The following is a 22,788-nucleotide window of genomic DNA, read 5'->3' on the forward strand; positions in this document are numbered from 1 at the left end:
AAGCGTTTTCTCGTGTCGGGATGTAGCGCAGCCTGGTAGCGCACTTGAATGGGGTTCAAGGGGCCGGAGGTTCAAATCCTCTCATCCCGACCACACGAAATGCCCACATAGCTCAGTCGGTAGAGTGCGTCCTTGGTAAGGACGAGGTCAGCAGTTCAATCCTGCTTGTGGGCTCCAGATTATAAGCCGGTCTTAGGACTGGCTTTTTTTTGTTGCGTGATATCCATCTTTTTCACAAAGTTCTTTTTTGGCCGCTTCGCTGCTAGATCTTCGCGGTCAAACAAAAACCTTTCCACCGCGAGGAATACATGCACGTAGGCTCCTACACCTTTCAGGAATTCAAGGACAAAGCCGCCGAATTTCACGGCTATCCCGCCCCCGGCCTCTTGATAGGCGGCTACATGGTCGAGATGGCCAAGGCCGCGCTGCCGCCGAACATACTTTTCGAGGCCGTGGTCGAGAGCAAAAAATGCCTGCCCGACGCGGTGCAGCTCCTGACGCTGTGCAGCATCGGCAACGGCTGGATGAAAATCGTCAACCTTGGCCGCTATGCCGTCTCCCTTTTCGACAAGTACACGGGCGTCGGCGTGCGCGTCAGCGTCGATCTGGACAAACTCAAGGACTGGCCGCAGATCGAAGGCTGGTTCTTGAAGCTCGTGCCCAAGAAGGACCAGAACACCGAAGAGCTGTTCCGGGAAATCGAGGCCGCCGGAGACACCATCCTGCGCCTGGAAAAAGTCACGGTGCAGCAAAGGCTCCTGGGGCACAGCCACATGACCCGCATCGACAGTTGCCCGGTCTGCCGTGAAGCCTATCCGGTCAGCGACGGAGCCATCTGCCGAGGCTGCCAGGGCGAGGCCCCCTACGAACATTCGCGCGCAGTTGAAGCCGAGGAATGCATGCCGACCCGCGTACCCGTGGCCGAGGCTGTCGGCCGCAAGGCCCTGCACGACATGACCCGCATCGAACCCGGCCAGAGCAAGGGCGCGGAATTCCTGGCCGGACAGACCATCACCGCCGGCGATGTCTGCCGGTTGCAGCAGATGGGCCGCAACAGCGTCTACGTACAGGACGAAAACCTGCCCGAAGGCGAATTCGTGCACGAAAACGACGCGGCGATCAGCTTTGCCGCCCGCATGGCGGGCCCCGGCATCGCGTGCACGCCCGAGCCCCGCGAAGGCAAGATCGACTTTCATGCGGCCTGTTCCGGCCTCCTGCAGGTCAACCTTGAAGCACTGGAGCGTTTCAACCTGACCCCCAACGTCATGTGCGCCACGCGCCAGCACTGCGCCCTGGTCGAAGAAGGCCGCTTGGTGGGCGGCACCCGCGCCATCCCGCTCTTTCTCAGCCGCGAGAACTTCAGTCGCGCTCTGACCGCGCTCGGCGACGAGCCGATCATGTCCATCGCCCCGCTGCGCCAGGCCAAGATCGGCGTGCTGGTCACGGGTACTGAGGTTTTTCAGGGACTGATCGAGGACAGGTTTGCGCCCATCATCCGCGCCAAGGCCGAAGCGCTGGGGTCCACGGTCGTTGGCGAGGTCGTTGCTCCGGACGACCGGGCGGCCATCGCCGACGGCGTGAAGCAACTGCTGGAAAGTGGCGCCGATCTGATCGTGACCACGGCCGGGCTCTCCGTTGACCCCGATGACGTGACCCGCAAGGGCCTGGAGGACGCCGGAATGACCGACGCCCTGCACGGCGCGCCGATCCTGCCCGGAGCCATGACGCTCATCGGCCGCATCGGAAGCGTACAGGTCATGGGCGTGCCCGCCTGCGCCCTCTTCTTCAAGACCACAAGCCTGGACGTGCTCCTGCCCCGCCTGCTGGCCGGCGTGCCCATCACCCGCCGCGACCTGGCCCGCATCGGCGAAGGCGGGATCTGCCTGCAGTGCAACACCTGCACCTACCCCAAGTGCACCTTCGCCAAATAGCCCAAAAGGCCTGAATGACGCCAAGGGGCCCCGCCGTCGAGATCGCGACGGCGAGGCCCTCTTTTCTTTCACCCGTCAGGCTTGCCCGCCGCCCGATCATCGATTATCCATCCCGGCATCATAACCTCGGAGGAATCATGATCAGCATCGACCAGCTTCTCGTCTTCAGCCTGACCTCGCTCCTGCTCATCTTCACCCCCGGCCCGGACATCATCTACGTGCTGACCCGAGGCGTGGCCCAGGGGCGCTCGGCCGCGCTGGCCGCCGCCATGGGGTTCAGCCTGGGCAATATCGGGCACACCCTGCTTGCGGTCTTCGGACTTTCGGCCATCCTGGCTTCGTCGGCCTTGGCCTTCACCCTGGTCAAGGTCGCGGGCGGCATCTACCTGCTCTACCTCGGCTTCAAGCTCTGGACGGCGGACCCGGCGCTGATCCTCTCCGGACACGGGGAAGACAAGACGGCCCGCATCATCTTTCGCCAATCGATCCTCGCCAATCTGCTCAACCCCAAGGTCGCGATCTTTTTCCTGGCCTTCTTTCCGCAGTTCGTGCGCCCCGACCAGGGGCACCCGGCCATACAGATGATGATCCTCGGCCTGACCTTCGTCGTTTTGACCATGCTCGGCTTCGGGCTGGTGGCCCTTGGCGCGGGAGCGCTCAACTCCCGCCTGGCGGCCCGCCCCTCCCTCTCGGCCTGGCTGCACAAGGGCGCCGGGGCCATCCTCATGCTGCTCGGCCTGCGCCTGCTCTGGGCCGACCGCTAGCCCAAAAAAAAGGCGGGCCGCATCCGGTCCGCCTTCATTTTCATCTTTTACAGGAAAACTACATCCAGCGCTTCCTGGCCAGCAAAAGCCAGGCGAGCAGACAGCCACCGACGGCGATCCCGGAGACAATGGCGAAGGCATGGGGCGAAGCCTGAAAAGGCGTCGCGATGTTCATGCCGTAAACACCCGAGATGATGTTGGGGATCATGAGGATGATGGTAAATCCCGTCAGGAATTTCATGACCATGTTCATGTTGTTGGAGATGATGGAGGCGAACGCGTCCATGGTCCCGGACAGGATGTCGCTGTGGATCTTGGACATGTCGATAGCCTGCCGGTTCTCGGTGATGGCGTCCTCCAGCAGATCGGACTGATCCTCGGTCAACTGGATGGTGCGCATGCGCAGAACCTTGTCCATGATGATGTCGTTGGCCTTGAGGGAGGTCGTGAAGTAGACCAGACTCTTCTCGATGCCCAGAAGCTCGATGAGTTCCTCATTGCGCATGGACTGCTGCAGGCGATGTTCGATCACGTCCGAACGCCTGATGATGTCTTTCAGGAAACGCAGGTAAATGAGCGACGTGCGCTGCATGAGATGGATGGCGAAACGCATCCTGTCCGCCGTATCCACAATGCGGGTGCGGCCGTTCAGAATCCCGGTGACCAGATCCTGCGGAGAGCGGCAGACCGTGACCACGGCCGTGGGCGTTATGATCACGCCGATGGGCTGGGTGAGATAGGGAATGCGATCGGAGACATTCTCGACCGGCACGCGCAGGACCAGCAGGAGCACACCTTCCTCCAGCTCAAGCCGGGCGCGCTCGTCGACATCCAACGGGTCGGTCAGATGGTCGAGGGGAATGCCAAGCAGGATCGAAGTGCGCTGCAACTCCTCCTCGGAGGGGTTGATCAGGTTGACCCAGCAGTCGGAGTCGAGGTGTTCCTGAGGGGACAGGATTCCATCAATGGTCTTGTGGATTGTAATCATGTCGAGAGTCCTTCAAATGGTGTGAACAGGCAGAAAAAATACGCCGGGTTCATCGGCAGCCCGGACGTGGCCCAAAACCGATCTGAAGAATCACGAGTACGGGTCCGCGGAACGACCTGCGGCACGAGGAAGCTGTCCGGAGCGGACAAAGCGGCGGCAAAAGACCGCACGGGAACGAAAAGTGTGGGAAAGCATGATCCACCTGCCGCAGCGCCGAGGCTCCGTCAGGCGGCCTGGTCAGGCGCGATGAGGACGGGGAGCTCGACGAAAAAGTTTACGATGTCGGAAGCAGGGCCTAGGGCCGCAACTGTCGCCAGAATCCACTGTGATCTCCTTTGCATGTCGCCCGGGCACAATGTCCGGGACACAAAAAACGATGGCAACCCGTACGCCTGACATTCTCGAAACGCAAGTCCAATCCCGTAATTTCTGTCGCAAACGTCCAAAAAAGTTCCTGAAATCCGCGCCGGATGCGTTGCCCTTGAAAGCGTTTTAACGTAAGAGCAACCGATTCTTTCACGGCAGTTCCCATTACACGCGACCTTCGGGACGCATCCCCTCCAGAGCGCCAGGATGAACCATGATTTTTGACAACATCCGCATGAAGCCCAAGCTCCTGTTCCTGTTCATCATGACCGGAATCGTTCCTCTGGGCATCGTGGCCCTCATCGGCAGCTATTCCGCTTCCAACGCCCTTCTGGATCTGGCCTTTGAACAACTCGGCAGCATCCAGGCCATCAAGCGCGACAAGCTGCAAACCACCCTGACCGAACGCATAAGCGGGCTCAAGCTCCTGGCCGGACTGCGGCAGACCCAGCAGGCCGTGGAAGACCTGAACATGCTCGGGGAAGAAGACCCGGCGCGCCCCTATCCCATCGAATCAAGCGAATATCAAAGAATTCACGGCAGATACGATTCCCAGCTCAAAGGCTACATCGCGGTCAACGGTTTTGAGGACATCTACCTGATCGACCGTCGCGGCGGTAATGTCATGTACGCGGCCGGCCAGGGCGAGGAGCTTGGCACCAGCCTGGCCACCGGTCGCTACCGCCACACGGCGCTGGCCAGACTCTGGGAACGGGTGCTGCGCAGCGGAGACGTGGCCTTCGAGGATTTCAGCACCTACGAGCCCAATGGCGGGAAACAGGCCGCCTTCATCGGCTATCCGGTCCTTGATCTGCAGGGCGGCGTGGCCGGAGTCATCGCCGCGCGCGTCTCGGGCGAATTCATCAACCAGATAATGCCCTCCCGGCAAGGGCTGGGCAAATCGGGAGAATCCTATCTGCTGCGCTGGCTCGAAGCCCAAAAAAAATTCGAAATGCGCAGCGATATCAAGACGATGGGCAACGGGCTCTACGTCATCGGCTACACCCTGCCCCGCACTCCAGTCTACTGGCATGACGCCGTGGCCAACGGCTTCGATGGCGGTGGCGGCACCTACGAGGACAGCTCGGGCACGACGGTACTGGTGGCCTTCAACACGCTGGACGTGCTGGGCACCAACTGGATTCTCATTTCCAAGATCGACAAGGGCGAAATTCTGCGCCCCATCTGGACGTTCCTGCTGATTATCTGCGTCACCGGCGCGGTGCTGGCCCTCATGATCGCGCCGGGCGCCTACGGTCTGGCCAAGGGCATCAGCCAGCCGCTGGAACAGGGCGTGAGCTTCGCCGAGGCCATCTCCGCCGGAGATTTGAAGGCCCGCCTGGACCTGCGTCAAAAGGACGAGCTGGGCATGCTGGCCAAGGCCCTGAACAGCATGGCCCGCAACCTGCGCGAAATGGACTGGCTCAACCAGGGCAAGACAGGGCTCGACGACACCCTGCGCGGCGAACACAGCCCTCAGGAACTGGCCCGGCTTTTCATCTCCTTCATCTGCAAGCACCTGGACAGCCAGATCGGACTCTTTTTCCTGCACGATGACGGCGAGCTGGTGCTGACCTCGTCCTACGCCTTCACCAACCGGCAAGGGCAATTCACCAGGCTGCGCGTAGGCGAGGGGCTGGTCGGCCAGGCCGCCCTGGAAGGGGAAATCCTTACCTTCGCTCAGGTCGAAGAAGGGGCTCCGCATTTTCATTTCGGTCCCGGTGAAGCCGTCCCCAGCCATTTCCTGGCCGCGCCCGTGTTCATGGGCAAGGAGCTGCTCGGCGCATTCCTCATCGGCCGCGAATATGCATTTTCACCTCTGCACAGGCAGTTCATAGCCGATATCGCCAAGAATACAGCGGTTCTGTTCAACATGGCCACCTCGCGCGGCGTGATCGCGAACCTCTTGAGGCAGGCCCAGGAACAGCAGGAGATGCTGCGGGTGGCCAACGAGGAACTCGAAGAGCAGACCAACATGCTCAAAGAGTCCCAGACCGAGCTACAGGCCCAGCAGGAGGAGTTGCAGGTCACCAACGAGGAACTGGCCGAACAGACCCGCGCCCTCAAGGAATCCGAACGCAGGCTGCAGGATCAGCAGGGCGAACTGCGCTCCGTCAACGACAAGCTTGGCGAACGGGCCATGGAGCTTGAAGAGCAAAAAAGCGCCATCCGACGCAAGAACAAGGAGCTTCTGCGCGCCCAGGAGCAACTCAAGCTCAAGGCCCAGGAACTGGAAAGCGCGAGCAGGTACAAATCCGAATTCCTGGCCAACATGTCCCACGAGCTGCGCACCCCGCTCAACTCCATCCTCATCCTGTCCCAGCTTCTGGCGCACAACAAGGAAGGCAACCTTTCCACGAAACAAACGGAAGCGGCGTCGGCCATCAACTCTTCGGGCGCGGATCTTTTGCGCCTCATCAACGAGATTCTGGACCTGTCCAAGGTCGAGGCGGGCAAGGTCGAGCTGCATCTGGAAGAGATGCCGCTAACCTCCATGATTTCGGACCTGCAACGGGTCTTCAAGGGTGTCGCCGTGGAAAAGGGCGTCTCCTTTCTGGTCGAACAGGACCCGTCCCTGCCCGAGACCATGCTCACCGATACGCACCGGCTGCAGCAAGTCCTGCGCAACCTTCTGTCCAATGCCTTCAAGTTCACGGACCACGGCAGCGTGACCCTGTCCATCTCCCGCCCCGACCCTGAAATCACTCTGCCCGGCAGCATCGCCTCGACCGAGGAAGCGATCTGCATCGCGGTCACGGACATGGGCATCGGAATTCCCGAGGACAAGCAGGGCACGATCTTCGAGGCCTTCCGACAGGCCGACGGCAGCACCAGCCGCAAATACGGCGGCACGGGCCTTGGGCTGTCCATCTCCCGGGAGCTGACCAAACTTCTGGGCGGAGAAATCCGCCTACACAGCCGGGAAGGCCAAGGCTCGACCTTCAGCCTGATCCTGCCCCTGCGCCACCACGCCGGCACTTCCGCAGACGAAATCCGCCCCAGGGAGTCCGCGCCCGAGCAGAAAGCGACGCCCCCCCGGGCTGCAAAGCCCGAGGCCGAAGCACCCGCGCCCTATCTGCAGGACGATCGCGCCAACCTCAAATCCAGCGACAAATCGTTGCTGATCATCGAGGATGACCAGCGTTTCGCCCGCATCTTGCGTGATCAGGCGCGAGACATGGGCTTCAAGGTCCTCTTCGCGGCCGACGGCGAGACCGGTCTGCATTTTGCCGATTTTCATGCTCCAAGCGCCATCATCCTTGACAACGTCCTGCCGGGCATTGACGGCTGGACCGTCATGGAGCGACTCAAAAACGATCCCCGAACGCGTCACATCCCCCTGTCCTTCATCTCGGCGGAAGACCGCAGCCTGGAAGCCATGCGCATGGGCGCGCTGGCCTTTTTGACCAAGCCCGTGAAGATCGAAGAACTGCAAAAACTGCTTGAAAAAATCGACTCCTTCATCAAAAAACCCTCGCGCAGGTTACTCGTGGTCGATGACGACGCCCTGCAACGGGAGTCCATTCGCGCACTGATCGGCAACGGAGACGTTGAAACCGTGACCGCCGCCTCGGGCGCCCAGGCGCTGGCGCTGCTCAAGTCCCAGAACTTCGACTGCATGATCCTGGACCTTGGGCTCAGCGACATGTCCGGCTTTGACGTGCTGCGGACGCTGCGCTCCGGCCCGGCTCCGTCCGCCCTGCCCGTGGTCGTCTACACAGGCCGGGACCTGAGCGATGAGGAAGAGCGCAGGCTCTCGCAGTATGCTGAGAGTATCATCGTCAAGGGCGCACGCTCTCCGGAGCGGTTGCTGGAAGAAACGACGCTCTTCCTGCACCGGGTCCAGGCCAATCTGCCCCAGGAAAAGCAACGCATGCTCCAGACCGACTCGGAGCCGGAATCCGTACTCTTCGCGCGCACGGTCCTCGTGGTCGATGACGACATGCGCAACATTTTTGCGCTGACGAGCGTGCTTGAGGAAAAAGGGATGCAGGTCGTGGTGGCCCGGGACGGCAGCGAAAGCCTGACCAAGCTGCGGGAAAATCCCGAGATAGATCTGGTGCTCATGGACATCATGATGCCGGTCATGGACGGCTATGAAGCCATGCGGGAGATCCGCAAGGATCCGAGGCTCAAGGATCTGCCCATCATCGCCCTGACCGCCAAGGCCATGAAGGGCGACAAGAGCGCCTGCATCGAGGCCGGCGCCAACGACTATCTGGCCAAACCCGTGGACATGAACAAGCTGCTCTCGCTGTTGCGCGTATGGCTATACCGCAAATGAACGTCCATCCCGAGACCGAGCGCATCGAGTTGCGTCTTCTGCTGGAAGCCATCTACCTCAAATACGGGTACGACTTTCGCAACTACTCCATGGCCCACCTCAAGCGGCGGGCCGAGTACAGATTGAGTCTCTCCGGGCTGGCTTCCATTTCGCAGTTGCAGCACGCGGTCCTGCATGACGAAAAGATGTTCCTGATTTTTTTGCAGGACCTGTCCATCAATGTCTCGGAGATGTTCAGGGACCCGCCGTTCTACAAGGCGCTCAGAAACGAGATCCTGCCCATGCTCGGCACCTACCCGTCCTTCAAGATCTGGCATGCAGGATGTTCCGCCGGACAGGAAGTGTACTCCATGGCCATTCTGCTGCACGAGGCGGGAATGCGCGAGCGCGGGCAGATCTACGCCACGGATTTCAACCGCGCCATCCTGGAACAGGCCAGGGAAGCCGCCTTTCCGCTGGCGCAGCTCAAGGATTACACGACCAAATACCAGCAGGCGGGCGGGGAAAATTCATTTGCAGACTACTACACGGCCGATGACGAACGGGCGCTGCTGTGTTCGTTCCTCAAAGAAAGGGTTTTCTTTTCCGAGCACAATCTGGTCACGGACGGAGTTTTCGGCGAAATGCACCTGATTGTCTGCCGCAACGTCCTCATCTACTTCGACCGCGAGTTGCAGGACCGGGTAGTTGGACTTTTTGTCGATAGCCTGTGTCCGGGGGGATTCTTGTGTCTGGGAAGCAAGGAAAGCCTCAAATTTTCCAGGCATGCGGAAAAATTTGAAGTCGTGCGGGAAAAGGAAAAAATATACCGCAAGCGCAGGGACGCATGAAGAGAGCGTTCAAGGCCGTGGTTGTCGGTGTCTCCTCCGGAGGGCTCGAAGCCCTCAAGATTCTTGTCCCGGGCCTGCGCAAAGACCTCCCTGTGCCCGTGCTCATCGTGCAGCACCTTTCGCCCCAGGCCGACTCCTATCTTGCGGTCCGCCTGGACGAGGTGAGCGGGCTCAAAGTCAAGGAGGCCGAGGACAAGGAGTTTCTCAAGGCGGGCGTGGCATATGTGGCTCCACCCGATTATCATCTGCTGGTGGAACCGGATGGTAGCCTTTGCCTCAGCGTTGACCCGAAAGTGAATTTTTCACGGCCCTCGGTGGATGTGCTCTTCGAGACCGCATCCGACGCCTTCGGCGCCGCGCTCGTCGGCGTGATCCTGACCGGGGCCAACCAGGACGGAGCCAAGGGACTGGCCCGCATCAAGCGCCGAGGAGGCCTCGCCATCGTGCAGTCCCCGGATTCGGCCCTGGCGGACGCCATGCCACGGGCCGCCCTGGAATCCACCAATGTGGACCATGTCTTGCCTTTGCGCGAGATCGCCCCTTTTTTGAACAACCTCCTTATTGGACCGAGCCATGCCAACACCGATTGACATCCTGATCGTGGACGATCGCCCGGAAAACCTGCTGACCCTTGAACATCTCCTCGAAAACCCGGAGCTGAACATCGTGCGCGCGGGCTCAGGCCAGGAAGCCCTGGCCAGCCTGCTGGACCACGATTTTGCTCTTGTGCTTTTGGACGTGCAGATGCCGGACATGGACGGTTTCGAAACGGCGGAACTGATGCGCGGCAACAAACGCACCCGGCACATCCCCATCATCTTCGTCACCGCCAGCCATACCGAGCATCAACACATTTTTCGCGGGTACGATTCCGGGGCCGTGGACTATCTGTTCAAGCCCCTGGACCCGCAAATGCTCTTCTGCAAGGTCCGAATATTCCTGGAAATTCATCGTCAACGGCATGCACTGCAAAGCAAGACCCGGGAACTTGACGCCAGAATCGCCGAACTCAATCAGCTACAGGCCGAGCTGGAGGAAAAAAACCGCCAGCTGCAACTCCTGTCGTCCCTTGACGGACTGACCGGCATCCCCAACCGCCGGCAATTCGACGAGATGCTCAATCTGGAGTGGAACCGCATGGCCCGCGAAAAAACCCCTCTCTCGCTGATCATCCTGGATGTGGATCATTTCAAGCGTTTCAATGACCGCTACGGACATCTGGCCGGCGACTGCTGCCTGTGCCGCGTGGCCTCGGCCCTGGCGGCCATGATGCGACGCCCCGCCGACATGGTCGCACGCTATGGCGGCGAGGAATTCGCGGCCATTCTGCCGGGCACCAGCCCCGAGGGAGCGCAACTGGTGGCGGAGAGCATGCGCAGAACCGTAGCCGAACTTACGATCGAACACCTGGACTCGCCGGTCCAGAGCGTTGTCACCGTAAGCCTTGGAGTGAGCACGGTCATCCCGATTCCCGGCTGCATCCCGGCAGACTTGATCCAGGCCGCCGACCAGGGACTTTACCAGGCCAAGCAGGAAGGCCGGGACCGCTGGATTCGCACCGACTGCATTCCCCTGTCGTGCAGATCTCCCTGGAACTAGGCGCTTCACCCTTTGAAAGTCCATGTATTATGCAATGCATGGCGACAGCGGAGCCCATGAAATGACGACGCCAGACTCATTGCCTCTAAGCGCCTTCAGGATTCTTGACGGGCGGGGACATGGAGCGCGTCAGGCCTGGGTTCCGGGACAGGACGTGCCTCGAAGCGAAGGCCTCGCATGGTTCCACCTGAACTATGCCGACCCGGAAACCCGGGACTGGCTGCTGCACTCCGAACTGCTGAGCATTCCGGTGGCGGAATCTTTGCTCGACGAAGAAACACGGCCTCGCGTACTGCATCACGGCGAGGGGCTGCTCCTGACGCTGCGTGGAGTGAACCTCAATCCCGGCGCCGAGCCCGAGGACATGGTCTCCATAAGATTATGGATCGAGGACGGCCGGATCATTTCCACACGCAAGCGCCGGCTCAAATCCGTGGAAGCTATCCAGGCCAGACTCGAAGCGGGACACGGCCCCCGCAGCAGCGGGGAATTTCTGGTGATGTTGCTCGCGCTCATGACGGGCAACATCGGAGAGGTCATCGAGGCACTGGAAGACAACATGGCCGAGGTGGAAGAGAGGATCGTCGAACACAAGGATGCCAGGGCCCGCGAAAGCCTGGCCGATCTGCGCAGGCAGGCCATCGCGCTGCGCCGCTACCTCGCGCCGCAGCGCGAAGCTCTGTCACGGCTGACCACCGAGCAGGTTCCATGGATGAGCCCGGACGATCATTTCCGCATTCGCGAAACCACGGATGAACTCATTCGGCACATAGAAGATCTTGACGCGGTTCGTGAACGCGCGGCCCTCGCCCACGAGGAGTTCGTGAACCACGCCTCGGAGCAGTTGAACAGGCGCATGTTCATGCTTTCGGTGGTGACGGTGATCTTCCTTCCGCTTGGATTCTTGACGGGACTTTTCGGCATCAACGTGGGCGGCATCCCCGGATCCGGCAGCCCATGGGGCTTTGCCGCATTCTGCCTGGGCGTCGCGCTGGCGGGAGCGGGCATCTTCCTGATCTTCAAGCGATCCCGCTGGCTATAAAAAAAGACGATTGATCATTCCAAGCATGGATTACAGCGCGGCACCACCATGGCACGCACGCAAAGGATCTGATCAATCGTCTTGTGCGCTCTCTAACATTCCGGCACGCCCCTCTGCAAGAACGGATTGTGTTTTTTGTTTAGCATCCATTCTGTCGAAATAGCCGCTCAGTTGGGACACGCAGCGCACCGATATGCGTGAAAAACCCTCGGCAAGAAGAACCTCCTCCAACTTGCAAAGCATTCGGGATGAATGAATCTCACGGCCAAGATGCAGTTCATGGCATCCTGAGTCGCCAAGTCGCAGCCTGAATGGGAATTCCTCATGTCCCGCCGCTTGCAAAGCCTCTTCCACGGCCCGCTCCCCGGCGGCCAGACGCGCCAATAGCCGCGCATCAGGAGGCAGGCCATATGGCAGGCGGGTCAGCAGACAGGCCCGGGCCTGCTGCTCCGGGCGCGCGAGGCCCGTCTTCCTGGCCAGGGAGCGAATCATGTCCTTGGTCAATCCGGCTTCGGCCAGGGGAGAGCGGATGCAAAGTTCAAGCAGTGCCCGCCTGCCGGGACGGAACTGCTGGGCGTCCGAGGCGTTGGAACCGTCACAGACAGGCGACGTGGCGACGGACAGAATCTGCTCGAAAAGAAAGCGCTTGCATTCATAACAACGCTCCTTCGAACCGGCCGCGACTTCGGGCAGAATCAACGGATCAAGCAGCAGCGATTTCACGGACAGCCCCATGCTTGCAGCCCACCCGAGAGCGTATTCAGACTCTTCGGGGGCGACATGTGGGCCGCGAACATGCACAAGCTCCACCGACACTCCGGCCAGCAAACCGGCATGGGCCAAAAAACGGCTGTCGATCCCGCCGGAAAAGGCCACGGTGACAGGGCCCGTTTCACGCAGCCGACCGATCAGAAAATCCAAGGCGGCAGCTTCGTCATGCACGGGCATCGAGACTCCTCGTTTCAGGCTGATCTTCATCCAATGTTTCCTCTTCCCTGCCCGCCAAAAACACCGTAAGCGACCGCCATGAGCCACTTCAGCGCGATCCACGAAATTGACGCGGGGGAATTTTCGGTCCGCAGCGTCCTGATCCGGGGAACCCGGTTCTGCCTGATCTGGGACACCTTGACCAGTCCGCGCGACATGACCCGCTTCGCCCAAATCTGCGCTGGACAGCAGTGTCTGGCTGTCTACAGCCACGCCGACTGGGACCACGTGCAGGGCACGGCAGCCCTGGACAATCCCGTCATCATCGGCCACTCGGACTGCGCCCGGCGGTTCGAGGTCGAGGCCCGGCAGACCCTGGTCGCCATGCAGGCCAGGGAACCGGGCAGGTGGGACGAGGTCAAGCTCATCCCGCCGCACATCACCTTCGAAGGCCGCCTCGACCTTGACCTCGGCGGCCTGACGGTCCAGCTGCACTCCCTGCCCGGGCACACCCCGGACACCCTCGTGGCCTTCATACCGGAAATGGAGCTTCTGCTGGCCGGGGACGCCGTGGAACTGCCCCTGCCTTGCGTGCCTGCGGGCTGCAACCTTGATGCGTGGATAGAGGAGCTTCTGCGCTGGCGCAAGCACCCGGGTGCGTGTAGGATCATTCCATCCCACGGCCCCATGGGCGGCAAGGAAATTCTGGACGGCACCATCGACTATCTCGACGGCTTGCGGCGGGGCGAAAACATGCTCTTGCCTGAAGGGCTGTCCCCGTTTTACGTCACCACACACCGGGACAACTTGAGTAATCGCGGCATCGGCTCCGGATCGTAGTCCGCCTGTATCAATACAATTTTCAACATCAACCGAGGAGATCTCGATGAAGGTCGTCTTTCACCTGGACCTGGACGAAGAAAAGGTTCTGCGCATCGCCCTGACCAACATGGAAAACCTGCGCGCCGCCAAGCCGGGAGCACGCATCAATCTGCTGGTCAATGGACCCGCAGTCAAATTTTTCCGCAAAAACGGCGAGGACGAATTTCTGACGCGCATCAAGAACCTGATCCAGTCCGAAGTGACGGTCTTCGTGTGCCAGAACGCCCTGCGCGCCTTCGAAATCCCCGAGGAAGACCTCTGCCCCGGATGCGAAACCGTCCCAGCCGGCGTTGTCGCCCTGATCAAATTGCAACAGCAGGGCTGCGCATACATCAAACCGTAGGGGGGAGGGCAAAAGGTTTTTTGCCCCTACGGATGTCGGGGGCACCACACCAACGCCCACCCACTGTAGGGGCGAAAAATCTTTCGCCCCTCCCACGCCCACGCATTCCGGCATTTCCAGGCAACCATCCACCATCCTGCATCCTCTCATCCCGAAAACAGACAGGGACGTGGGGCCTGTCCCTATGACGCGGCCCAATCAAGGCCATATTTCATGAGCACGCCTTTTCAATTCTGTCCGCAGGGGGAGGGCAAAAGATTTTTTGCCCCTACGGATGTCGGGGGCACCACACCAGCGCCCGCCCGCTGTAGGGGCGAAAAATCTTTCGCCCCTCCCCTCCCCCGCACACGCCCCTACCACGCCCACGCCCACCACCCCTCACATCGCAAAAAATAATTCACCACGACTAATTTTTTTATTGACTTCCACCCATCCGCCCGCATAATAAGTTCATCACGACAAACAATTCCGGAGACGATATGAATCTTGACCTTCTCATCACCCTCGGCGTGATCGCCATCGCGGCAATCTACCTGCTGCGGCGTCACTTCAAGAAAAGCGACCCGTGCTGCGGCTGTTCGGGTTGTTCCAACAACCTTGAACCCAAACCGCTTGGAGATTGCCGTTCCAAAAAAGGCTGATTTTCCATAATCCTTCTCGCCGTCCCCCCTCTGCAAAGAGGTATTTTTTTATACACATGATTAGACATACCTAACTTGGAGCCGCCATGAACTCAACCATCACCCTCAGGTCCATGCAGGCCGATCAGTCCGGCATCATCGATTCCATCAGCGCATCAGGCGAACTTGGCAGGCGCATTCGCGACATGGGACTTGTGCCCGGTACCCAGGTCACCATCATGGGCCGGGCGCCGCTCAAAGACCCGGTGGCCCTGCGCCTGCGAGATTTTACCCTGACCCTGCGCAACAATGAAGCCGACCTGATCATGGTCAACGTGAACAACAGCGGAGAAAACCGTCAATGAACGCCACCATGGCCCTGATGGGCAACCCCAATTCCGGAAAGACGACCCTGTTCAACAACCTGACCGGCGCCAGGCAGCACGTGGGCAATTACCCCGGAATCACCGTCGAAAAACGTGAAGGCCGCCTCAAGATCGAAGAGCTCGACATCACCGTGGTCGACCTGCCGGGAACCTACTCCCTGACCGCCTACACCCAGGACGAACTGGTTGCGCGCAATTTTCTGATCGAAAAAAATCCCGACGCCGTGGTGGCGGTGCTGGACGCGACCAATCTGGAACGCTCCCTGTATCTTGTGCTGCAAATCCTGGAACTCGGCACTCCGGTCATCGTGGCACTGAACATGATGGACGAAGTCCGGCGCAAAGGTGTCAGCATCGACACGGGACGTCTCTCCAAGCTTCTAGACACTCCCATCCTCGAAATGGTGGCGAGAACCGGCGAGGGCCGCGAAAATCTGCTGCAGGAGGCGCGAACGGCCATGCTCGATCGTCGCCCCGCGCGCAAGGAGCTGCGCATCTCATATGGCCACGACCTCGACGAGACCCTCAACATCATGCAAGAACTGATCGAATCTTCGAATTTTCTCGATGGCCGCTATCCATCCCGCTGGCTCGGCCTCAAGTATCTGGAAAACGATGCCGAAGTCCTGGCCTTGGGCGAATCCTTCACGGATGTGCACTCGCGCCTGCTGGAACTGACCGGCACCCTGGCCGAGCATTGTCGCAAGACCCTCAACACCGAGCCCGAATGCCTCATCGCCGACTACCGGTACGGGTTCATCACAGGGCTCCTTAAGGACGGAGTGGTTACGCGGCCCTCGACCCAGGCCCGCTTCGACATCACCGACAAGCTGGACATGGTGCTGACCAATCGTCTGGCCGGACCTTTTCTCATGTTCGCCATCATCTATCTGATGTTCGAGCTGACCTTCACGCTGGGCGAAGTGCCCATGGGCTGGGTGGAGGCACTGTTCGGCTGGCTCAGCGAAACGGCCACCGCCATCCTGCCCGAAGGCCTGCTCAGCTCGCTCATCGTATCAGGCATCATTGACGGCGTGGGCGGCGTGCTCGGTTTTACGCCGTTGATCATGATCATGTTCTTCTTTCTCTCCTTCCTGGAAGATTCCGGGTACATGGCTCGCATGGCCTACATGCTCGACCGCGTCTTCCGCATCTTCGGACTGCACGGCTGCTCGGTCATGCCCTTCATCATCTCCGGCGGCATTCCCGGCGGCTGCGCCGTGCCCGGCGTCATGGCGGCACGCACCCTGCGCAGCCCCAAGGAAAAGATCGCAACCGTCCTGACCGCGCCCTTCCTTAGCTGCGGAGCCAAGGTGCCCGTCTTCCTGCTTCTGGCAGCCGCCTTTTTCCCGGGATCCGGCGCCAGCGCGCTGTTCTGGATCACCCTTGGCGGATGGGTCATGGCCCTCCTTTCAGCCCGCATCCTGCGCTCCACCGTCATCAAGGGCGAGGCCACGCCTTTTGTCATGGAACTGCCGCCGTACCGCATGCCCACCTTGAAGGGCATGTGCCTGCACACCTGGGAGCGCGTCTGGCAGTACATCAAGAAGGCCGGCACCGTGATCCTGGCCATCTCCATCCTGCTCTGGGCGGCCATGACCTTTCCCGGCCCCTCCGAGGAACAGACCGCACGCTTCGAGAACGAACGCACCGCCGCCCAGGCCATGACCTGGGAGAGCGACGCCGACATGGAAGAAGCCCTGGCCGTCATCGACAACGCCGAAGCCCAGGATGCCCTGCGCTCCTCGCTGGCAGGAAGGATCGGCACGGCTCTTGAGCTCGTCTCCAAGCCCGCCGGATTCGACTGGCGCACCAACATCGCCCTTCTGGGAGGCTTTGCGGCCAAGGAAGTCATCGTCTCAAGCCTGGGTACCGCCTATTCCCTCGGCGAAGTCGATCCCGAGGAGAGCACCGGCCTGTCCGAAAAGCTGCGCACCGATCCGGCCTGGAACATGTGGGTGGCGGTCAGCCTCATCGCCTTCGTGCTGCTCTACGCGCCCTGCTTCGTGACCGTGGCCGTCATCGGCCGGGAGATCGGCTGGAAATGGGCCGTCTTTTCGGTGGGTTTCAATACGATCCTGGCCTATGGAGTGTCCGTAAGCATTTATCAGGTCGGCATGGCCCTGTAGAAACGTTTTCCCTCGATCAACCTCCCCTCCACCGGGGCGGCAGGGCTGGGCCCTGCCGCCCCGGACCTTTTTCAGCGCGCGCCCGTGCATCCTGTCCGCGCTATTGACCGTATTTGCATCCGGATATAATCAAATGTATTCTTAAAGAATATGGAGGACGGATGCAGAAAACCACGACAGTCAGATTCGAACACGACACGCTTGCCCTGCTTGATCAGCTTGCCGGCACTCTGGGCCGTCCGCGCTCCTGGATAATCAACGACGCCGTGACCAGATATCTTGAATATGAAATCTGGTTTATCGACGAAGTGCGTAAAGGCCTTCACGCCTCCGAAGCAGGCGACCTTGTGACCCACGACGAAGTCAAGAACGCTGTGCGGAGTCTTGGCGTTGCTGTCGATTAAGTGGACACCGCCAGCCAGGCAGGACATCCTCGAAGCCGCCAAACATGCTCTGGAGGAGGATCCCGCCAAGGCTGCAAAGCTGGCAGCCACAATCTTCAAGGCAGTGGAACAACTCGCCCTTTTTCCCGGCTCGGCACCTCCTGGCCGAATCGAGGGAACTCGACAACTGAACCTTCCCAAACTGCCGTTTGTCATCGTCTATAAAATCGGTTTCACAGAACTGCACATCCTGAGAATTTTGCACAACAGCAGACATCCCGGCCATCAGAACGTCCCCTGATAGCAACGCCTCCGCCCGCCCTGCCAAATACAAAGACCCCGCGCAAAAGCACAGGGTCGTCAGGGGCGTTCTTGTAACGCAGGTTGTCTTGGTACGCGGCCCGGGATCAGGCCATTCGCGGCGGCATCATCCCACCGAGGAAAAAACCATGGCTGCATGCACTCCCACCACACATGCGGCGGCAATCAGGCCCAGAACCAGTCTCTTTCCAAAATCTGCAAGCATTTCTGCTCCTTAAAATACATTTGAGAAAAATTTCATTGCCAAAACAGCTGGCTGCGCATTCCGCGAACAAGCCATTTGCTACCTAGCGCGGGCAAGTAACACTGTCCATGAGATTTTATACACGTAGCAAAAAGCCCTTGCCGAAGCTTTTCGGCAAGGGCTTGGCAAGGGCTTGGAAATCAAATCGAGGCGAAGTCGGCCTTCGCCTCGAATCAATCGGCCATTATTCAGCCTGGGCCGCAGGGTCCTTGTAGAGGGCCGGATCAACGCCAAGAGCGGAGATCAGGTTGCCGGAAAGGGCCATGAGCTTGTAGGCTGCGATCTGCTCGTTCACGCTGGAGGTGACCAACTGGCTGGAAGACTGGAACACTTCGTTCTCGGAATCGAGCACGTCGAGCAAGCTGCGCTGTGCCACGCCGAACTGCTCCAGGTAGATTTCCTTGGTGTCGCGGTTGTACTGCACGGCAGAGGTGTATTCCTTCACTTCGTTCAGGGAGGACTTGTACTGCGACCACGTGGTCTTGGTTTCGTTCTCGACCGCCAGGGTCAGGTCAAACTTGTCGGCTTCGGCCTGGCGCTTGCGAGCCTTGGTGGCCTTGTGACCGGCCACGTCGGAACCGCCGTTGAACAGATTCCAGTTGAAGCGGACCATGGCGGCGTCAGTGCGCTCCCAGTATTCCTGATTCTCCACGCCGTCGGAATAGGAGGAGGACAGCTCGAAATACACATAGGGGTGGTAATTTGCCTTGGCGATGTTGATGCGCTCGGCCTCGGCGTTGACGTCTTCACCGGCGGCGTTGATCTTGGGATTGTTGCCGATGGCCTGGGCGGTCATGTCGTCCAGGGAAGCGGGAATGAGGTCCTGCGGATACGGATCAACGGCGATCTTGCCGGGCAGCACGCCGGTCAGGCGCTGGTATTCATTCAAAGCCGCCTGCAGGGCGGAGCGGGTCTTTTCGATGGAGGCCTGAGCCATGGACAGGCGGCCCTGGGTCTGGGTCACGTCCGCCACGCTGCCTGCACCGGCCTCCTCGCGCTCCTTGAGGGAAGACAGGATATCACGATGCGCCTTGGCGTTCTCTTCGGCCAGGAAGAGCAGTTCGCGCTGGCGGTACACTTCGAGGTTAGCAATGACGGCATCCAGGGCCAGGGATTCGGCGTTGTCGAAAACGCGATGGTCCAGGGAAGCGGCGCGCCTTTCATCCAGACGGATCTGGCTGGAAGCCTCGCCACCGTCATAAAGACGCTGGCTCAGGATCGCGGAGAGTTCACCGCGGCCCTTCCAATCTCCTTCATCGTCCACGCCAAGTTCGGAGTGGTAGGCATCCGTGCCATACCCGCCACGGATGTCGAGTTTGGGGTACCAGCGGCCCTTGGACTTGTCCAAGTCATGCCCCACCGCTTCACGGTTGTGTTTGATCATTTCCAGACGCGGGGCATAGCGCAGGGTATCGATGACACTTTTCTGAAGGGTGATGTCATTTTCGGCCACAGCCACTCCGGCCGAAAGCATCACCGACAGTACAAGAGCAAGACTCAATTTTTTTGCGTTCATAAATTTCCTCTCCTTGCTAAGGTAAAACATGGACTTATTTTGCTTTCATCTAATGATCGCAATGGAGCTTGTAAACGGAAAAAGGGAGATTTGCACTCCCTTTTAATAAAAACCAGCGTCCTACCTACATGTAGGACAAGTTACGATTCGTACGAAGTCTTGATCGCATGCTCGAGGATGTCGAGGGTCAAATCTCCCGTGCCGGAGCTCAAATCCAGATCAGCTCCGACCTGCACTCCCACGTCAAAGCCGGAAAACTCGGCCACGGGACCATGGCCGGACAGGCCAACAACGTCCTCCAGGGACAGGATGTCATCCAGGGACCAGGACTGAAAATCGGGCATTGTCTCTTCCAGGGCCTGTTCGCCAAGGGCGAAGGTACCAAACGACGTGCTTCCGTCCATGGCCTCAACAATATAGCTGTAATGCGTACCGACCATGAACTGTTCGCCGTCCCCGGAAACGGGCCAGACAAAAGAATACTGCCCGTCTGGCCAGACAGTCAGTTCCCCACCGAACGGAGGATTCAAAACCAACCCGCTGTCTGGCACGAAGTGTCCTGCAAACTCGACAACTCGCAACAAATCCGTCCCCACGTCCACGGCCCAAAACATTCCGGTTTCGGCGTGAACTGTTTCAATGTGGTCGGTTGAAGATGTCGCTGTCATAATTCTTCTCTTTGCGTTGTATTCCTGAGTTCATCTCAGGCAAGTAAGGCTGATGATCAAATCCGTGATTGAGGAAAAAGGGTGAAAGGAGCGATGCTCCCTTCACCCTTGTCATAGGTTAGGGCATTTCTGTCTTGACGATATGGTCAAGCATGGCACTGACAGCATCAGCTTCCGAAGTACCTGAGAAGTCCGTAATCTCAATCTGTGCGACAGGCGTAAATAAAGCGCCTCCAGTTGCACCATCGGAGTCCACACCCACAGTCAATTGTGCAGTGCCTGCCACCGTATCAATCGAACCTGGCTGGACCTGTATGGAGAAGAATGCATTCTTATCGGCGGCAGCTGCATAACCCTCAAGAATTTCACCCAAATCGAGCATATCGCCTCCAGAGCTAGCAACACTGAAGTCCAGGATGTGATCAATACTGCCATCCAAATCACTTTCTACATACTTGAAGATGTCACTACCAAGACCACCAGTCATGATGTCATCACCAATGCCACCTATAAGGACGTCATCCCCGTCTCCACCAATAAGAACATCATCTTCGCCGTTTCCAAGCAACACCACCCCATCATGAGCATCAATACCAACAACCGAAGATACGTCTAAATCATCTGCACTGTCAATCATAGCTATGGTAAGACTATCATTCAGCGTAAAGCTATCACCATCTAGATCTGTCACAGAAAGTTCAAAGTTAAAGCTTATATCTTCAATTGTTGTAATTAAGTCGTACGTAATGTTGTTAATATTAAAATTTTCTCCTCCACCTTCATGGTCAAACTGCAGCGATTCGAATTCATTCGCCACATACACAGAAAGCACACTCCCATTAAGGCCCCACGTCCCTGCCTGCTCAGCATCTACAACAACCTCAAAAGTCAACACAGAAGAAGCAGGCTTGCTCAAATTTACATTCTCCCTTGCATCATCAAGAGGATAAAAATCATAGACAACATTATCAATCATCAATTGCACAGATGCAGAACCAGTTGATGTCCATTGCTGCAGCGTAAAACTAACATATTTCTGCATACTGGAAAAATCCAGTTTAATCCATTCTCCAGATCCAATTGTCGGCTGTTGAATACCGATGCCATTGTCAGAAGCGTTTACTTTAGCAGAACCATAAATGACCAGAGACTGATCAGCTGTCGAGACCTGAGTAATTGGGCCAAATGCATCAAAATCACCACCAGTCACTGTTGTATTTGAAAGGATCTCATTCGAGATCATTTCAAATGAGTAAGTTCCATCACCTTTAACGACTAGCTCAAAGAACTGACTACCTGCAGGATCCGCTTGAATAGTGTACGCATTCAACACAACGCTTCCATCACCGCCATCAGCGACATTGCTTATTGTCGTTGTGTAGTAAAAATTCAACACAGTCTCACCTGCGCCGAGTACGGCAACAGGGGTTACTCCATTGATGGTCGTCCCATGATCAAAGGAAACAGGCACTCCTCCGAAGAAACCACTTTCCTCTAAGGCTACGGACATATAGTTAAGTCCATCCGCTCCGAAATCCGCAGAGTAACTACCGGTAAACGCAACCTCCGCAGCATTGGACAAAACGCCATCCATTACTGAATGAATTACCGGCCCATCATCGTAGAAGTTGATGGTTAGGTCGTCGCCAGAAGTGACATTGCCGGTCACATAGTCACCATCCCCATCGGTTACCGTCACGTTGGTCGTGACGTAGACCAAGTTCGTCAAGCTCAAGTACTCGTCTGCTCCGGTCGTGGCGTCTTCAGCGCCATTGCCTTCGCCATGATCAATCGCCTGATACTGAACCAAAGTCACCTTGCCGGTGCTGTCTATCTGCAGAGCAAAGACCGGATCGCCCGTTTCGCCACCCTCACGACCCACTACCAAATTGCCTTCGGTGAACAGGAATACCGAATCTCCATTGGTTGCCTGTAGGCCGGTGGGCACGCCATCGAAGTCATTACCTTCGCTGGTTGTGAGACTGAAGCCATTTATCTTCGTGTCACCTGCTCCATCGGCCCCGTAGGCGGCCGCACCGCCCAGAGTCATGGACACGACTATATCCTGAGCGGCTCCGAGAGGAGTCCCCAAATGCGCAAACTCAAAGGAAACCAAATCGGGGTTAACATCATCTTTGTCCGGAACGCCGCCATCCTGCAAACCGGGCGTCTCGTCATGGGTTATCTCGCTGGCCACGCTCGAAGACAAAGTCCCAAGGCTCGGGCCGTCGTCGTAGAAGGTCACCGCGCCGCCGATCTCCGCGCTGCCGCTGGCTGTGTCGCCGTCGCCATCGGTGATCGTAACCGTCGCAGAAATCAGGCCGGAAAGGTCCAGGGTGTCGTCGTAATCGGCAACGGTGTCACCGTCGTCATTGTGCTCCAGAGCCACATACTGGGTCACGGTCAGCTTGCCGTCGACGCCAATGGAAACCGTGAACGCCGTCTGCGTGCCATCGTCCTGGTACTGACCTTCGATCGTCTGATCGCCGGTCTCCACCAGAGTGATCGCAAAGTCACCCTGAGCCGTCTTCAGGAGGGTCGTGCCGTCGCCGCTCAGCGTCAAT

At 58.7% G+C, this 22,788-nt stretch carries 19 protein-coding genes and 2 tRNA genes; 16 read left to right on the forward strand and 5 right to left on the reverse strand.

From position 1 onward, the window contains the following. Window positions 1-16: 16 nt before the first annotated feature. From BMZ40_RS17840 to BMZ40_RS17855, 4 genes are all read left to right on the forward strand, one after another. Window positions 17-93: transfer RNA gene (locus BMZ40_RS17840), tRNA-Pro, on the forward strand. Window positions 94-101: 8 nt separating this feature from the next. Continuing rightward, window positions 102-177 (forward strand) — tRNA-Thr (locus BMZ40_RS17845). Window positions 178-308: 131 nt separating this feature from the next. Next, window positions 309-1,931 (forward strand): FmdE family protein, encoded by a 1,623-nt coding sequence (locus BMZ40_RS17850; protein ID WP_092379167.1) that lies wholly within the window; start codon window positions 309-311, stop codon window positions 1,929-1,931. Window positions 1,932-2,068: 137 nt separating this feature from the next. Beyond that, window positions 2,069-2,695: a LysE family translocator gene (locus BMZ40_RS17855; protein ID WP_092379170.1), complete on the forward strand. Its 627-nt coding sequence runs from the start codon at window positions 2,069-2,071 to the stop codon at window positions 2,693-2,695. A 58-nt stretch (window positions 2,696-2,753) separates the two neighbouring features. Here BMZ40_RS17855 and BMZ40_RS17860 read toward each other — a convergent pair whose 3' ends face one another. Continuing rightward, on the reverse strand, window positions 2,754-3,683 hold the full coding sequence (locus BMZ40_RS17860) for a magnesium transporter CorA family protein (protein ID WP_092379173.1): 930 nt from the start codon (window positions 3,681-3,683) through the stop codon (window positions 2,754-2,756). A gap of 580 nt (window positions 3,684-4,263) precedes the next feature. Here BMZ40_RS17860 and BMZ40_RS17870 point away from each other — a divergent pair. From BMZ40_RS17870 to zntB, 5 genes are all read left to right on the forward strand, one after another. Beyond that, entirely contained in the window at window positions 4,264-8,334 is a 4,071-nt protein-coding gene (locus BMZ40_RS17870; RefSeq protein WP_092379179.1) for a response regulator, read from the forward strand. Continuing rightward, entirely contained in the window at window positions 8,316-9,164 is an 849-nt protein-coding gene (locus BMZ40_RS17875) for a CheR family methyltransferase (protein WP_245751144.1), read from the forward strand. The genes BMZ40_RS17870 and BMZ40_RS17875 overlap by 19 nt, the downstream gene beginning before the upstream one ends. Further along, window positions 9,161-9,754 carry a chemotaxis protein CheB gene (locus tag BMZ40_RS17880; protein ID WP_092379185.1) on the forward strand — a complete coding sequence of 198 codons (594 nt, stop codon included), beginning with the start codon at window positions 9,161-9,163 and terminating at the stop codon, window positions 9,752-9,754. Before BMZ40_RS17875 ends, BMZ40_RS17880 begins: the two co-directional genes overlap by 4 nt. Next, on the forward strand, window positions 9,738-10,763 hold the full coding sequence (locus BMZ40_RS17885) for a diguanylate cyclase domain-containing protein (RefSeq protein WP_092379188.1): 1,026 nt from the start codon (window positions 9,738-9,740) through the stop codon (window positions 10,761-10,763). The genes BMZ40_RS17880 and BMZ40_RS17885 overlap by 17 nt, the downstream gene beginning before the upstream one ends. Before the next feature lie 61 nt (window positions 10,764-10,824). After that, complete coding sequence (zntB, locus tag BMZ40_RS17890; protein ID WP_092379226.1) at window positions 10,825-11,805, forward strand: zinc transporter ZntB; 981 nt, start codon at window positions 10,825-10,827, stop codon at window positions 11,803-11,805. A gap of 72 nt (window positions 11,806-11,877) precedes the next feature. Here the strand turns inward: zntB and larE are convergent, their stop codons facing one another. Then, on the reverse strand, window positions 11,878-12,783 hold the full coding sequence (gene larE, locus BMZ40_RS17895) for an ATP-dependent sacrificial sulfur transferase LarE (protein WP_092379191.1): 906 nt from the start codon (window positions 12,781-12,783) through the stop codon (window positions 11,878-11,880). A 48-nt stretch (window positions 12,784-12,831) separates the two neighbouring features. Between larE and BMZ40_RS17900 the strand changes: the two genes are divergently transcribed. From BMZ40_RS17900 to BMZ40_RS17930, 7 genes are all read left to right on the forward strand, one after another. Continuing rightward, window positions 12,832-13,572: an MBL fold metallo-hydrolase gene (locus BMZ40_RS17900; RefSeq protein WP_092379194.1), complete on the forward strand. Its 741-nt coding sequence runs from the start codon at window positions 12,832-12,834 to the stop codon at window positions 13,570-13,572. A gap of 46 nt (window positions 13,573-13,618) precedes the next feature. Further along, window positions 13,619-13,957 carry a DsrE family protein gene (locus BMZ40_RS17905; RefSeq protein ID WP_092379197.1) on the forward strand — a complete coding sequence of 113 codons (339 nt, stop codon included), beginning with the start codon at window positions 13,619-13,621 and terminating at the stop codon, window positions 13,955-13,957. Between the two features lie 479 nt (window positions 13,958-14,436). Further along, a complete protein-coding gene (locus BMZ40_RS17910) occupies window positions 14,437-14,598 on the forward strand; it encodes a FeoB-associated Cys-rich membrane protein (RefSeq protein ID WP_092379200.1) in 162 nt (53 codons plus the stop codon). An 86-nt stretch (window positions 14,599-14,684) separates the two neighbouring features. Continuing rightward, window positions 14,685-14,942 carry a FeoA family protein gene (locus BMZ40_RS17915; RefSeq protein WP_092379203.1) on the forward strand — a complete coding sequence of 86 codons (258 nt, stop codon included), beginning with the start codon at window positions 14,685-14,687 and terminating at the stop codon, window positions 14,940-14,942. Next, window positions 14,939-17,092, forward strand: a complete 2,154-nt coding sequence (feoB, locus tag BMZ40_RS17920) for a ferrous iron transport protein B (RefSeq protein ID WP_092379206.1) — start codon at window positions 14,939-14,941, stop codon at window positions 17,090-17,092. Before BMZ40_RS17915 ends, feoB begins: the two co-directional genes overlap by 4 nt. 161 nt (window positions 17,093-17,253) lie before the next feature. After that, the gene (locus BMZ40_RS17925; protein WP_092379209.1) at window positions 17,254-17,496 is read left to right on the forward strand and encodes a CopG family ribbon-helix-helix protein; all 243 of its coding nucleotides are present in this window, start codon (window positions 17,254-17,256) and stop codon (window positions 17,494-17,496) included. After that, window positions 17,483-17,776 carry a type II toxin-antitoxin system RelE/ParE family toxin gene (locus tag BMZ40_RS17930; RefSeq protein WP_177193263.1) on the forward strand — a complete coding sequence of 98 codons (294 nt, stop codon included), beginning with the start codon at window positions 17,483-17,485 and terminating at the stop codon, window positions 17,774-17,776. Before BMZ40_RS17925 ends, BMZ40_RS17930 begins: the two co-directional genes overlap by 14 nt. Window positions 17,777-18,224: 448 nt before the next feature. On the opposite strand, the gene BMZ40_RS17935 is transcribed toward BMZ40_RS17930, so the two are convergent. From BMZ40_RS17935 to BMZ40_RS20090, 3 genes are all read right to left on the reverse strand, one after another. Beyond that, window positions 18,225-19,556 (reverse strand): TolC family outer membrane protein, encoded by a 1,332-nt coding sequence (locus tag BMZ40_RS17935; RefSeq protein ID WP_177193264.1) that lies wholly within the window; start codon window positions 19,554-19,556, stop codon window positions 18,225-18,227. Between the two features lie 140 nt (window positions 19,557-19,696). Beyond that, on the reverse strand, window positions 19,697-20,224 hold the full coding sequence (locus BMZ40_RS17940; RefSeq protein WP_143075693.1) for a hypothetical protein: 528 nt from the start codon (window positions 20,222-20,224) through the stop codon (window positions 19,697-19,699). A gap of 118 nt (window positions 20,225-20,342) precedes the next feature. Next, a partial coding sequence (locus tag BMZ40_RS20090) for a DUF5801 repeats-in-toxin domain-containing protein (RefSeq protein ID WP_177193265.1) occupies window positions 20,343-22,788 on the reverse strand: 2,446 nt, incomplete at its 5' end.

Origin of the sequence: Desulfomicrobium apsheronum (assembly GCF_900114115.1) — a bacterium.
GTDB classification, from domain to species: Bacteria; Desulfobacterota; Desulfovibrionia; order Desulfovibrionales; family Desulfomicrobiaceae; genus Desulfomicrobium; species Desulfomicrobium apsheronum.